The organism is Rhodonellum psychrophilum GCM71 = DSM 17998, assembly GCF_000381545.1.
Taxonomy (GTDB): domain Bacteria; phylum Bacteroidota; class Bacteroidia; order Cytophagales; family Cyclobacteriaceae; genus Rhodonellum; species Rhodonellum psychrophilum.
In genome coordinates this window covers 115,299-128,846 of sequence record NZ_KB906683.1, presented here as the reverse complement: position 1 = coordinate 128,846, position 13,548 = coordinate 115,299, and the positions used below count along the sequence as shown (strand labels likewise).

At 42.4% G+C, this 13,548-nt stretch carries 9 protein-coding genes; 8 read left to right on the top strand and 1 reads right to left on the bottom strand.

The genetic code is table 11. The features are described from left to right. Window positions 1-4 precede the first annotated feature (4 nt). The 6 genes from F824_RS0116270 (at window position 5) to F824_RS27540 (ending at window position 7,064) form a co-directional block, all read left to right on the top strand. Window positions 5-1,474 carry a RagB/SusD family nutrient uptake outer membrane protein gene (locus F824_RS0116270; RefSeq protein ID WP_019598988.1) on the top strand — a complete coding sequence of 490 codons (1,470 nt, stop codon included), beginning with the start codon at window positions 5-7 and terminating at the stop codon, window positions 1,472-1,474. 11 nt (window positions 1,475-1,485) lie between these two features. Continuing rightward, window positions 1,486-2,979 (top strand): PKD domain-containing protein, encoded by a 1,494-nt coding sequence (locus tag F824_RS0116265; RefSeq protein WP_019598987.1) that lies wholly within the window; start codon window positions 1,486-1,488, stop codon window positions 2,977-2,979. 13 nt (window positions 2,980-2,992) lie between these two features. Beyond that, the gene (locus F824_RS0116260) at window positions 2,993-4,111 is read left to right on the top strand and encodes a glycoside hydrolase family 16 protein (RefSeq protein ID WP_019598986.1); all 1,119 of its coding nucleotides are present in this window, start codon (window positions 2,993-2,995) and stop codon (window positions 4,109-4,111) included. Between the two features lie 547 nt (window positions 4,112-4,658). Then, the gene (locus F824_RS0116255; protein WP_019598985.1) at window positions 4,659-5,813 is read left to right on the top strand and encodes a 6-bladed beta-propeller; all 1,155 of its coding nucleotides are present in this window, start codon (window positions 4,659-4,661) and stop codon (window positions 5,811-5,813) included. Between the two features lie 303 nt (window positions 5,814-6,116). After that, entirely contained in the window at window positions 6,117-6,767 is a 651-nt protein-coding gene (locus F824_RS0116250) for a DUF4230 domain-containing protein (protein WP_019598984.1), read from the top strand. 147 nt (window positions 6,768-6,914) lie between these two features. After that, window positions 6,915-7,064: a hypothetical protein gene (locus tag F824_RS27540; RefSeq protein ID WP_019598983.1), complete on the top strand. Its 150-nt coding sequence runs from the start codon at window positions 6,915-6,917 to the stop codon at window positions 7,062-7,064. Here the strand turns inward: F824_RS27540 and F824_RS0116240 are convergent. After that, a complete protein-coding gene (locus tag F824_RS0116240; RefSeq protein WP_019598982.1) occupies window positions 7,057-8,253 on the bottom strand; it encodes an esterase in 1,197 nt (398 codons plus the stop codon). The genes F824_RS27540 and F824_RS0116240 overlap by 8 nt on opposite strands. Window positions 8,254-9,093: 840 nt before the next feature. Between F824_RS0116240 and F824_RS0116230 the strand changes: the two genes are divergently transcribed. Then, window positions 9,094-9,525 carry a hypothetical protein gene (locus tag F824_RS0116230; protein WP_022582400.1) on the top strand — a complete coding sequence of 144 codons (432 nt, stop codon included), beginning with the start codon at window positions 9,094-9,096 and terminating at the stop codon, window positions 9,523-9,525. A 104-nt stretch (window positions 9,526-9,629) separates the two neighbouring features. Continuing rightward, window positions 9,630-13,490, top strand: a complete 3,861-nt coding sequence (locus F824_RS26905; RefSeq protein ID WP_019598979.1) for a sensor histidine kinase — start codon at window positions 9,630-9,632, stop codon at window positions 13,488-13,490. Window positions 13,491-13,548 lie beyond the last annotated feature (58 nt).

The following is a 13,548-nucleotide window of genomic DNA, read 5'->3' as shown; positions in this document are numbered from 1 at the left end:
CATTATGAAATATATATATACTGCTTTACTGGTTGCAATGGGAATGTTGGTTTCCTGTGACCAATTGCTTGATATCGAGCCGGAATTCACCCAGGATGCGGAGAATTTCTTCAACACGCCGCAGGATTACGATCGGGCTTTGATCGGTGCATACGATTTGTTACAAACTTCCTACCTCCAAATCTGGATTGGCGAAATCGCCTCTGACAATTCGATAGCGGGTGGTGAAAGTGTGAATGATTCTCAAGGATTGCACGAGATCGAAAGCATGACACATGGCGGAGTCAATGCGGAATTGAGGAACGTAATGCGCTTCAATTATGCCGGGATCGCAAGAGCGAACTATATCTTTGAAAATCGGGACAAGATCCAATTTGAAGGGAAAGATCAGATTTTGGCACAAGCTGCATTTTTGCGTGCCTACTATCATTTTACTCTGGTCACTTACTTTGGGGATATTCCATTGGTGGTGGACAAAAGGTTGGCGCTTTCTGAGGTGACTTCCAGTCAAAGAACGCCAAAAGCCCAAGTGTACGCGCAGATTGAAAAGGATTTGAGGGTAGCCGTTGAAACGCTTCCTTGGACAAATCCTGAAATCGGCAGAATCACCAAAGGTGCTGCGATGGCGCTTTTGGGTAAAGTGCTGCTTTACCAGAATAAAAATTCAGAATCTGCTCAGGTTTTGGGTGATTTGATCACCAACAATCAGGCAGGTTACGGTTTGTTCAGCGATTTTAGTTCTTTGTTTTACACGGCCAACGACAACATCAATGAAGACGTTTTTACCGTCCAATACTCAGGTTTGGAAGGTGGAGGCTATGATTGTTTCGTTTGCCTGGAAGGAAACCTTGCCGTGGGATTTCATGGAATCCGATTGTACAATGGGCCTTTTTACGGAGATGGAAACAGCTACAATCTCCCTACCAGAAACCTTTACAATGCTTTTGCCGCCAACGATCCAAGAAGAGATGCAACGGTTTTGGATATTGATGCATTTATCGCCCGTCAGCCCAATTCAGATCAAATTTCCTATGCAGTAGGAGGTGGTGGGCACACTGGGTATTACAATAACAAATACATCAAACGATTGAACGAGAGAGGATTGCCGGATGATGACCTTACCAGTCCATTGAATTACAGGGCAATCCGATTTGCAGATGTGTTGCTGATGGCTGCAGAAGCTTTCCAAAAATCCGGTGATGATGGAAGGGCAAGGACCGAACTCAATAAAGTGCGGGCAAGGGTTGGGATGCCATTGATCAACAGTTCAGGAGGCCAATTGCTGGAAGACATCTACAGAGAGAGAAGGCTTGAGCTATCGGGTGAAGGATTCAGGTTTTTTGATCTGGTCAGAACTGGAAGAGCAGCGGATATCATTGCCGGTTTTCAACCCGGTAAGCATGAATTGTTTCCAATACCACAGGTTGAAATAGATTTGGCTGGCGGAAACTGGCAACAAAATCCTGGTTATTAAATTTTAAAAAGATGAAAAAATATATAAAGTATTTCATGTTGATGCTGCCCGTCGTGTTTTTGGCGGCCTGTATTGAGGAGTATTCCCTCACGGACGAAGCCCCTACGGCTGATCAAGCTGCTTTTAATTTCCAAGCAACTGCAGATAGTGACAATATCCTGAATTTCACAGCGGACCAAGAGTTTTTCCTGATGAATTGGGACCTCGGCAACGGGGCAACTGCCACTGGTAAAACAGCCCAGGGAATCTATCCTTCAGCTGGCACCTATACAGTCACGTTGACGGTTTTTAGCAGAGGAGGAAGTGTTTCCTCAAGCCGTGAGGTAGTCATCGAAAAGACAGATCCCTTGTTGTTGGATAGACCGATTTTTAATTTCCTAACAGGTGGTGTGGAAGCTTTGAACGGCAAAACATGGGTTTTGGACTCTGCGGCTACAGGACATTTCGGGGTTGGACCTGATCCTTCACAGGCGGGAGACTTTCCGGAATATTACCAAGCCGGGCCAAATGAAAAAGCCGGTGGTGGGATGTATGATGACAGATACACCTTCGTTTTGAATAATTTTGGGTTTATTATGAAAACCAATGGCAATGTGTACATCAATGCTGCGCAGGGAAGTAATTTCTCAGGGGCGGTGGATTCTGGAGTGGGTGACTTAAGAGCGCCGTACAATCCGCCTGCCGGATTGACCTGGAACATCGTGGAAGCTGATGGAGCCTATCCGGAATTGACCATATCAAACGGGGGATTCATTGGCTATTTTGCCGGGACCAGGACATATCAGATCATCAATATCGAAGAGAATCAGTTGTTCCTGAGATTTGTTGATCAAGCGAATGAAGGGCTTGCTTGGTATATCAGATTGATTCCTGCCGGATTCCAAAGTGGTGGTGGCAATGAGCCTGCTCCAGTACCGCAGCCAGAACCCGAGCCAACACCAGGTGAAGTCAATATTACCTTACAGAATTTGGTAGGTGCCAATCAAAAGGCTTGGAAGTTAAAGCCTGCCGTCAAGGCATTTGGAGTAGGTCCAGCACCTGGAAGTGATGCATTTTTCCCAAATGGACTGGATATATCCGCGGATAGGGCCTGTCTATTCAACGATGAGTTTATCTTCGGACAAGATGGGTTTTTTGCCTATGATGCCAAAGGAGACGTCTATGGAGAAGGTTATTTGGGGATCAGTGATGGCTGTCAGGAGGAATCCAAATTGACGGGGACTGCCGGTGCCGCCTGGGCTTCGGGAGAGCATAAATTCTCTTTTACACCGGGAACATCTTCGGCCAAACCCAAAATCACGGTGACAGGAACAGGTGCGTTTATCGTGCTTCCCAAGGCGTTTAATGGTGGTGAATATACGGCTGGACCACCGCAAGCCAACAGATCTGTCACTTATGATGTTATTGGTTATGTAAATGAAGGCGATAAAGAAGAACTGACGATCACCATCGACATTACCAACAATGGAGGCGTATTCTGGACCTTTGTCCTGATCCCTGCATAAAACATCAATGATTATGTTCTACAAATTCAAAATCTTAACCATTCTCCTGCTCGGCCTTTGGGTTTCCTATGGCTGTCAGGAGGATGTGGCAGAGAATCAAGTGATACTTCCAGAAAACCTGGCAGTATCACTGAATAAAAATCCAAATGGATCGGTGACCGTGTCCTTTTCCGCCACCAATGCGAATTTCTATAAGGTGGGTTTTGGGGTCCCTAATCAAACGCTGGAGCGGGCAATCGGGAACGAGGCGGTTTATGCGTACAGAAACCCTGGAGAATATAAAATCATTGTTCAGGCACACGTGACGGAGGAATTGTTTATCTCCAAAGAAACAGCTGTGACGATCACTGAGGAAGAACTGGGCTTGGGAATTCCCATGGACGGCTATGAAAGCCCTTTGACATATGCCGGCTATAACCTGGTTTGGCAAGATGAGTTTTCAGGAACCAGCCTGTCCGAGGATTGGGTTTTTGAGATCGGAGACGGTTGTCCCAATCTCTGTGGTTGGGGAAACAACGAGCTGGAATATTACCGAAGGGAAAATACCGAGGTCAAAGACGGTTATCTTACCATCACGGCAAAGCAGGAGAGCGTTGGAGGTAAAAATTATACTTCTTCCAGGATCAAAACCCAAGGAAAGAAATCTTTCCAGTTTGGAAGGGTTGATATCCGAGCGGTCTTGCCAAAAGGGCAAGGCGTTTGGCCGGCCCTCTGGATGCTGGGGGATGCGATATCGACAATCTCATGGCCAGCTTGTGGTGAGATTGATATCATGGAAATGATCGGTGGAAATCCCAACGGCCGTGACAATACCGTTCACGGAACCGTCCATTGGGACAATAATGGAGCTTATGCCTATTATGGAGGAAGCACCAGTCTGCAAGAGGGGATCTTCAATGACAAGTTCCATGTTTTCTCCATTGTTTGGGATGAAAAGAAAATCGCTTGGCTATTGGATGGCGTACAATACCATGAAATAGACATCAGTCCTGCGTCCTTGGATGAATTCAGGAAATCCTTTTTCTTTATCTTCAATGTGGCAGTAGGTGGAAACTGGCCGGGAAGCCCGGATGGCAGTACGGCATTCCCACAACAGATGGTGGTGGATTATATCCGTGTGTTCCAAAAGTAGGATTCAACAAACAAATCTTTGAGAGTCAAAAAAGCCCCGGATTTCCGGGGCTTTTTTTTGGCGTGGGTTGGGGAGGGAATCGTCAAATCTCTTAGTCAGGAGGAATTTTTTTTTAGTTCGATTTATGTCCCAATTCAATAATAATTTGAAGATGGGGGAGAAGTGCTCGGTTTTATTGGCCAACAATTTGAATATGGCTTTTTAGACGGTTTTCTTATCTTCGTAAGAATTAAAGGCCATCGATATTTGGATGAAAATCGATTTCATAAAAAAAAACAATTAATTTAGTTTAAGTTTTGATTCGTGTTTTTTTTTTTTAGTTTCATAGGTCTATTTACATAGCTATAAATTTTAATGTTTGAATAATTGTAGTTTTTAATCGTAAAAGGTTTTGTAATTGTTTTCCTACATTCCTTTTAAATGATAAGCCTATAATAATAAAATCATTTTTCATGTGTGTAAATTATAGGTTTAAAATCAATTGTTAAATCATAACCCAATAGTGGTCTTTGGAAAAAATAGAAGGATCATTTTAATTCTAAATAGTATGAAATTACTTAAATACACCCTTTACTCCTTTTTGTTAGTGTTTTTTAGCTGCAATACAACTCCAAAAAATAATAAAATAGTTATCGATGTTGATAAATCGATTTCAGGAAATTTTTCAGACGTATTTGGAGCGATCGAATATGTGTTGATAAAGGAAGATTCATTGCATCCGATGGTGAATCCATATAAATTTGAATTTGTGGGAGACAGGATATTTATTTTGGATGATAGGCAGAATAAGTTTTTCAGCTATTCTGCCGAAGGGAAATTTTTGTATGCTATATCCGCATCGGGTGCAGGTCCTTTGGAATTTGAAACGATCGATGATTTTCAAATTTTGGGTCAGCGCATTTTTTTGAAGGATGCCATGACAAAAAAAACACTGATTTTTGATCTGGACGGAAATGTGTTGGGTACTGAAAATAATGAGTTATTGAAGGCAAGCTTCTATAGAAACGATGATTTTTCCCTGTATTACATGCACAATGACCCTGAAATGGGTTTTAGAATCATAAAAAAGAAGAACGATGAGGTGACGGGATATATCGACATCCCCAAAAACATTGAAAAAAGAATTTCTTTGGATCAGAATGGTTTTATACAGCGGCAAAGAAAAGGATTGATTTATTACAATTTACCCTTTTCCCAAAGTATTGCAGTTTTTGACAAGGATGGGGATTTAGAATATGTCAAGAATTTTGATTTTGGAAAATATGGTTTTGATTCCACAATGAGAAGTCGTTTTTCAGGCATGATGGAAGAAAACGAATACATACAAGCCAATGGCTTGATTGATGTTATCAATTCTTTTCTCCCTTTAAAGGATTCCTATTTAATGGTGGTCAGACAAAACTCCAATGCGCATTATATATTTTTGGATTCAAAAAACAAGGTGCGCTACCAAGGTAAAAACATGAACAATGATATTGACAGAATGCAGACCACCTCTATTCCTTGGACGATCAATGGAGATCAGGTAGTAGTTAAGATGTATTCAAACCAATTCAAATCCAATTATATGGAGACTTTTGGAAATGAAAGCAAAACTGATCAAGGCGACAGTAATATACATTCCTTTTATGAAGAACACAAAGAGGAATTGGAGGATGAGCATCTTATATTGATGTATTTGACAGTAAAGGATTTCAAGTAATTCGTAACATTTATTGTCAACAATATTTCTTACCATTAATATAACAATATAATTGTAATTTCAAGTCATATATAAAATATTAAATCAAATATATAGAGGAATATATTATTCATTGAATACGGTATCGATTATATTTTTCCGGAGACAATGTTTGAAATAGTTTTATTCGAAAAAGAATCAAATTCATGTGTAATCCGGAAAAATATCCGGTTTCGGGACTGAAATTTCGAATCTAGGTGAGAAACCAATTTTTTATGGAGCATCTTGTAGGCTCGGAGAACCTTGGTCAACTGATTTCGGTTAATGGGGACAGGTATTGTAAAAGACCCACAGAAAACCATGGTAAGATTTGTTTTTGGATTTATGATTGCGCTTGGACTGTCGCTGACGGTTTTTCTTTGGATGAACAATAAGGAATCGAAGGATGAAATCAAGTCAAGTTCTGCCATGATCCAACAACGAATCGAGAATGTGGGAAAATTGATCGTTACAGAGGGATATTTTTCAGAGGTGTTTACCTTCAAAAACTCCAAGCGCTTCTATCTCGACATGTTCAGCTCCGAAAAAAAAGCACTCGTGGTCGCCAATGCCAAGGCCACCGTGGAGTATGACCTGCGACAGATGACGTTTGAGTTGGATGAGGCCAATAAGACATTGACGGTGACCAATATTCCAGAGCCAGTCATCAATATCTACCCAGACATTGAATATTACGATGTGAAGCAAGAATATTTGAATAAGTTCGAAGCCAAGGATTATAACAAAGTAAAGGAAAGTGTCATGATCAGGTTCAGGGCTATGATCGATAAATCAAGCCTGAAGGAAAATGCCAATGAGCGGTTGCAAAGTGAGCTTTTTGATCTCTTCTTTTTCACCAAGTCCATGGGTTGGACGCTGATCATCCAAAATAAGGTTATCGAAGATCGGGACCAATTGAATGAATTGAATCGATAATCGCTGCTTGGCGTAGTGTTGGCTATGCTTTTCTATCCTTAGAATTTTTAATTCGAGTAGGAAGAATTTTATATCCAGGTCGTTACCTGCCTTAGCCAATGGAAATGACCTTTTGCGAAATGCTTTCCATGGTGAATCTGTTCATATTTGCGTGTAGTAGAAACTACACTCAGTGGTGGTAAAAACTACACCCAACGGCGGATAAGTGGCGATTGGCCTGAAAAGCAAAAAGCACAACCCCGAAGGATTGCGCTTTTTGCTATTTTTATCAAAGGCTTTCATCCAGCCATCAATTGAATAGCCTTGGCGCGAATTGGCTGAGATAGATTCTCCAGTTTCTCCAGATGTGTCCACCTTCACTTTCCACGTATTCGTAGGGCATCTTCATGGCGTCCAGTTTTGCGATGTATTCTTTGTTGGCATCGTATAGGAAATCTGTTTTTCCAATCGCGATCCAGTAAAGCTTGTAGCCATTGTCCATTTGTGCTTTTAAGGTTGCATCAAAATCATTGTACACTTTTCCAGTGGCATCTTCCCTCGGCATGATCGCAGCGGAGAATAGGCCCATATAATCAAAAGTATTTGGATAGTATCTGGAAATGTGCAAAGTGTGGTATCCTCCCATGGACAGCCCCGCAATGGCTCGGTTGGCTTTGTTGGCCTTTACCCGATAGCTGCTTTCCACGAACTGGATGATGTCTTCAAATGCACCTTCATAGGTTCCATCCATTGTTTTTGGGATCATAAACTGCGGTTTGTAGAAATTTTTGCTGCCTTCACCAGGTGCGCCGTCTTGGATGACGTTGCCGTTGGGCATCACCACGATCATCGGTTTTGCTTTGCCTTCAGCGATCAGATTGTCCATAATCTGAGCGGTACGGCCCAAAGCAATCCAGGCTTCTTCGTCACCACCAGCGCCGTGTAGAAGATAGAGTACCGGATATTTTTCGGTGGAATTTTCATATCCTGGAGGCGTATAGATTGTGATTCTGCGATCCATGCCCAATCCCGGAGAGTCGTACCAGCGACGGGCGACAGTGCCGTGGGGGATGTCATTGGTCTTGAAAAGATCTGCGTGTCCACCTCCGACGATAAAAATATTGGTCGCAGAAGCTACATCACGGATAAGAAAGGGGTTGCTTGGATCTGTAGTGGAGAATCCATCAACGATAAAAGAGTAATTGTAAAGTTCGGGTCCCAAAGACTGGGTTTTGAATTCCCAAACGCCGTTTTCACCTTTGGTGAGGTTGGCCTTTCCGGGGCCGTCCATTTCGCCCATGGGAGTTTCCATTTTCACTGTGGGCAGGAAATCTCCTGTCACTTGCACGGCTTTCGCATTGGGCGCGTGAATACGGAAGGTAACAGAGTTGTCCGACAGGATTTCAGGGGAAATGATGTTTTGGGCACGGAAAAGTGCTTCCTGTGCATAGGAAGAGAATCCAAATGCCATAAGGAACAGAAGGGGTAAGAATAGGTTTTTTTTCATTGGTTATTTTTCTATTGTCTCAAAGTGTGAAAATAGAAAAAAGGAAAATGAAAACCTAAAAATCGATCGAATGATGGTTGTCTGATGGTACAGTAAGGTGATGTCCCAAGTCAAATGTTGGTTCAAGTCAAATGTTGGTTCAAGTCTTCAGACTTGGACCTCCGAAGCCTTACCTGGAGATTGACCCGGGTAAATTTTCAGTTGCTTTGGGACAATAAAAACCTATGTTCATCCTATTCAGGTTTCAATAAATCTCCAATTTTTTAAATTGACCAAAATCTAAAAAGCAATTGGGTCCCGGTAATTCCTGTGAATTCAAGGATAAAAATCATGCAGCCATTCTTCACCCCCAAAAAAGGGGCCGAGGGCAGGGGCTTCCGGTGGACTATTGTCCATGACCTTGTAAATATGGATGGGTGGGGAATTATTAAGCGGAATCCCAATTGAACCCGAAATATGCAATAAGTTTCCAAATGGGATTGAAACTGAAAGAAAATCAGACTATCGGGAGAATAATTCCTTACACCCGTAGGGTGAAGTCAAAAATAGTCAGTACCTAATTGATTATCAGTAAATTAAGATATTGAACTGAGTTCGTAATGCATAAAATGGGTTGAAGGATGAAAATGATTCAGCAAACCAACATAGCAGATGAAAATCAGAAAAAACTTGTTGAACGGTGTGCTTGTGTCAATTGCATTTCTACCAATTTAAATTACAAAATACCTATATTGAAATGAGAGGATTGATTATATTTATTAGGATCATTGAAATCGCTGCTGTCAAATTGGATTGTTTCTTAGAAATAAAAAAAGCTAGACTAACCTAAATACACAAATTATGTACTTCAAAAAACTATTGATTTTCGTCTTATTAAGCCCGCTACTCTTTTTTTCAGGCCAAGACCATCAAAGCTTCAGTGACCCGATTCAGACTGATCCCGAACAGGGGAGAGTGGAATATAGAGTTGTCGTCAAAATCATAGGAAATGAATGGCGAGTTGTCCTGGAAAATGATGAATCGAGGAGTGATGTCACTTTGAGGAGAGGGGATCGAATCCGCTGGGTGGTCGAAGGCTCCGATGCCTCTTTTGCATTTCCCGATATGCGTATTTTTGGCCAAGAAACCAGGGAAGTAAGAGACGGCAATCCCTTGGTGATGGCAGTTTCGGCAGACAGTCCCAAAGGCACTTTTGCCTACACCGTTTTTATTCATGAATCCATGACTTATGCCCGTGGTCAATCTCCTCCAAGAATCATCATTAGGAATTGATCAAAAAAACTTGCTCAGTCAGATGTTTTCAACGGGACAGCTGAGAATTAGAAAAGATTTCTGTTTGAATTTACCAATCAAATCCGCTGAGCCTTGGCATAAAAATGCTGAAAAATGTCAATATGGGATTCAACTTGAAAGAAATGCTTGCTGAAAAAAAAGCAATTGGTTTTCCGACCAAGGTTGATGTAAATAAATTTAATCATTCAACTTTGGGCTTCATCAGCTTTCTGATTTTTTTGGGGGCATGTCAGGAAATTGATAAAAAAGCTGATGATCGGAATCAAAATCATGATCACCAAATCAGTGTTTCCTTACCAAAAATCACTTTTTTGGACAGCCTGACAGATTCACTACAAGCCCATAAGACTTGGCTAAAAGATTTTTCCCAACCAAAGAATAGGCTTGTGCCTCAAAATCAGCAAGAGGAATACACCTATATAGACGATGAAAACCAAACCCGGACCATTTCATTTCCGCAAACACTTCAAAGGCCTTTTCTAAAGAATGAAAAGGGGGAAGCCATTTTAGATCCAGAAGGGAATCTTTATTATCTGGGTGATGGTGGGATTTCCCATTTCACCACATTTACAACTGATGATGGTTTGGGCTTGGACAATATTACCTCTTCCTTGTTGGACAGATTTGGGAATTTATGGTTTGGCACTTGGGGAGGAGGGATTTCAAAATTTGACGGTGTTTCCTTCACCAACTTTACAACTGCCCATGGGCTTTCCAACAATTTGGTGCACTGTCTCACCGAGGATGCTGCTGGTAATCTTTGGATTGGAACCGATGGAGGAGGGGTGTCGATATATGATGGTCATTCTTTTACAAATAAAACCAAGGACCATGGGCTGGCAAATGATGTTGTCTACGGGCTGACCACGGACCGAAATGGAAATATCTGGATAGCAGCAGGAGATGGGGGTGCTTCAAAATTTGATGGCGAGCATTTTACGAGTTACAATCAGGAAAATGGTTTGCCGGGCAATTCCATTATAAAAATTGCAGAGGACAGCAATGGGTTTATCTGGTTTGGAACAGGGAATAATGGCATCTCAAGGTTTGATGGAAAAGCCTTTATGAATTTCAACACTGAAGACGGTTTGGCCGGGAATGCTATCAATTGTATCACCAAGGATAAGGCCGGTAATCTATGGTTTGGAACCAAAGGCGGTGGTGTATCCAAGTATCAGGAGAGTGCTGATTTAACAGGAAAGGGGACTTTCACCAACTTCAACACAGCTGATGGACTTGGGCATGATGATGTTTGGGATATTGAAGAAGACCTTCGTGGGAATTTGTGGTTTGCGACCGATGGGGCTGGGGTTTCAAAATTTGACGGGAAAAAATTCATAAATTATACCACTGCGCAAGGATTGCCCATCAATGTGGTGTACAGCATTTCAATTGATGGGGCAGGAAATCCCTGGTTTGGAACTGCGGGAGGAGGGCTTGCGCTGTACAAGGGTGCTGCATTTACCAATTTCACGGTTGATCTTGGACTTGCCAAAAACAGTGTATATGGCATTATAGAGGACAACAATGGCAACTTATGGTTTGGCACAGATGGGGGTGGCGTGTCAAAATACGATGGCAAATCATTTACAAATTTCACTACTGAACAGGGATTTCCACATCCACTTGTCATCAGTGGCGTCAAAGACAAAAAGGGTCAACTTTGGTTTGGGACTGGTGGAGGAGGTATCGCGCTTTACAAAGAAAGCCCTGATGCTGGTAAACGCGCAAGTTTTACGACTTTCAACTCCAAAAATGGCTTGAAAAACGACATCATTTATGCAATCAAAGAAGACCGATTTGGCAACCTCTGGCTAGGGACTGATGGGGCCGGTTTGATAAAATTTGATTGGAATATCCTGCCTGTGGAGCAGGCAGGCTTCACGGCATTCACCACGGACCAAGGCTTGGCCAGCAATGCTGTTTATAGCATTCTTGAAGACAGGAAAGGAAATCTATGGGTCGGCACTGGTGGAGGAGGGGTTTCCAAATTTGATGGGAAATCCTTCACCAATTTCACCACTGCGCAAGGATTGTCCAACAACATCGTCTGGAGTATTCTGGAAGACAAAGTGGGGAATCTATGGTTTGCGACCCAAGGAGGAGGTGTTTCCAGGTTCGATGGTCAATCATTCAGCACCTTCACCAAAAGAGAGGGATTGGTGGATGATACCGTTTATGATCTTTTGGAAGATGAAGTTGGGAACATTTTTATTGGGACCAACCGAGGATTTACTGTTGTTCCCGGGCAGGTCGCTGCCCTTCCCTTTGAGGAGATGAGAGGGAGTTTGGAATACTACAATACAGCAAATGGCTATCCGGTCAAAGATGTAAACAAGGGCATCTACCTTGACAGCCAAGGAAATCTATGGGCAGGAAATGGGAGTGACAAAACAGGCTTGGTGAAATTTAACTACCCAGCGTTGAAAAAGAAGATAAAAAAGCCCTCCATAAAAATCAAAAACATCAGCCTTTATGAAAAACCCATCAGTTGGATTTCCCTTCAAAGAAGCTTTGATGAAGAAGAGACTGTTGATAGTTTGAAAACCTTGGCGTATATCACAGACGAAGTGAGGGTCTTTGGTAGGGTACTCAGTGCTGAAGAAAGAAAATCACAACTAAACGAATTTTCTAAAATACAATTCTCAGAAATCAAAAGATTTGAAACTTTCCCTGAAAAACTAAAGTTGCCCTACTCCCAAAATCAGATTACCATAGATTTTGGAACAGATGAATTGGTAAGACCCAATTTGATGGAGTACAGGTATATTCTAGAAGGGTACAAAAAAAGCTGGAGTCCTGTAACCAAAAACAGCAGCGCTACTTTTGGCAATATCAGGGAAGGGGATTATGTGTTTAAGGTAATCGCAAGATACACGGGACCGGCCGAATCCGCCGGAAAAGAGTGGTCGGAGGAAGCTGTATATCGATTTTCTGTTCTTCCCCCTGGGCACAGAACCTGGTGGGCTTATCTGATATATTGTGCCATTCTTTTGGTGGGCATCAAAAGGGTACATGTATTTCAAAAAAGTAAAACCATCCGCAGAGAAAGGGATCGGATCCAACAAAAGGAACTGGAGCAGGCCAAGGAAATCGAAAAGGCCTATATGGAGTTACAAAAAACCCAAGCCCAACTCGTCCAGCAAGAAAAACTCGCTTCCCTTGGACAGCTTACAGCCGGTATCGCCCACGAGATCAAGAACCCACTGAATTTTGTCAATAACTTCTCGGAAGTCAGCATAGAATTGATCGAAGAGGCGAAAGAAGAAAGAAGTAAGTGTCCGGAAGCTAGAGACGAGACTTTGGTGGATGAAATAATGGAGGATATCAAGTCCAACCTCCAGAAAATCCATGAACACGGATCCCGGGCCAATGGCATCGTGACCTCCATGCTGCAGCATTCCCGGGGAGGTTCGGGAAAAAAAGAACCCACAGACCTGAATGCCCTGGTCAAGGAATACACCAATCTGAGCTATCATGGAATGCGGGCAGGAAAGAACCCGATTTATGTCGACATAGCCTTGGATTTTGACCCTAAAATCACCCGAGTCTTGCTGATCAAGGAGGATTTTACCAGGGTGGTGATCAACCTTTGTAACAATGCTTTTGATGCGATGAAGGAGAAATTCAAAAGGGACGATGTACGAAGTACCAAGTACGATGATGGAGCAGTGCTTGATGAAATCTATGTGCCAAAATTAGCTGTTCGAACCGGACTTGAAAACAGGAAAATCCTGATATCCTTTGAAGACAACGGTCCCGGTATTCCCGATGAGATCAAGGACAAAATCCTACAACCTTTCTTTACCACAAAAAAAGGGACTGAAGGCACAGGACTTGGTCTGAGTATCACCAATGATATCATCAAAGCGCACGGAGGGGAGTTGAAGGTGAGAAGTGAAGTTGGGAAAGGAACGAAATTTATCATTCAATTACCCGCTTAAACCCGTTTGATGCATTTCGGACGCAGCTCAATATTGTAATTGACTGACAATCGATTGC

Bases quoted from the DNA above. Each gene is read 5' to 3' on its own strand.
- F824_RS0116270 (WP_019598988.1), top strand. From the start codon at position 5: ATGAAATATATATATACTGCTTTACTGGTTGCAATGGGAATGTTGGTT.
- F824_RS0116265 (WP_019598987.1), top strand. From the start codon at position 1,486: ATGAAAAAATATATAAAGTATTTCATGTTGATGCTGCCCGTCGTGTTT.
- F824_RS0116260 (WP_019598986.1), top strand. From the start codon at position 2,993: ATGTTCTACAAATTCAAAATCTTAACCATTCTCCTGCTCGGCCTTTGG.
- F824_RS0116255 (WP_019598985.1), top strand. From the start codon at position 4,659: ATGAAATTACTTAAATACACCCTTTACTCCTTTTTGTTAGTGTTTTTT.
- F824_RS0116250 (WP_019598984.1), top strand. From the start codon at position 6,117: ATGGGGACAGGTATTGTAAAAGACCCACAGAAAACCATGGTAAGATTT.
- F824_RS0116240 (WP_019598982.1), bottom strand. From the start codon at position 8,253: ATGAAAAAAAACCTATTCTTACCCCTTCTGTTCCTTATGGCATTTGGA.
- F824_RS0116230 (WP_022582400.1), top strand. From the start codon at position 9,094: ATGTACTTCAAAAAACTATTGATTTTCGTCTTATTAAGCCCGCTACTC.
- F824_RS26905 (WP_019598979.1), top strand. From the start codon at position 9,630: ATGCTGAAAAATGTCAATATGGGATTCAACTTGAAAGAAATGCTTGCT.